Below are 389 nucleotides of genomic sequence, written 5' to 3' on the forward strand. Positions count from 1 at the left end.
GTAATTCCTTTTTTCTTTTCGCGAATAGCTCGATCACGTAGGCGTTTCTGTTTTTGCTCCTCGGTACATCTATAAACTACAATTCGAGTAGGCAGTTTGTCTTTACTCCCTACATATACATCATGTAATTCATACACTTGGCCAGGCTGCAATTGTTTCATGAGGTCTTCCAAATGAATTTGTATATATACCGGTTTTAATTGAGCGGGTTTTGTTTTAAATACCACTGTTTCAAATTCTTTTCTATATATTTTAGTTGGTAACTTTAGACGTGATAAATAATATCCTTGCTTATCTTGAATAGACTTAAAGTCTTGTAGACGAAAATATCCTAAGTCACGAATATATAGTTCATTCTTTTGTGCCATGCCTGTTCGAGTCGCACTATA

General features: G+C 34.7%; 1 protein-coding gene. It reads right to left on the reverse strand.

Annotated features, from left to right (window positions below; translation table 11 throughout):
- Positions 1–389: transposase (locus JDS81_RS29855; protein ID WP_199688696.1), on the reverse strand; the 389-nt coding region annotated here is incomplete at both ends.

It is taken from the genome of Bacillus cereus group sp. N31 (assembly GCF_016483245.1).
Lineage (GTDB): Bacteria > Bacillota > Bacilli > Bacillales > Bacillaceae_G > Bacillus_A > Bacillus_A toyonensis.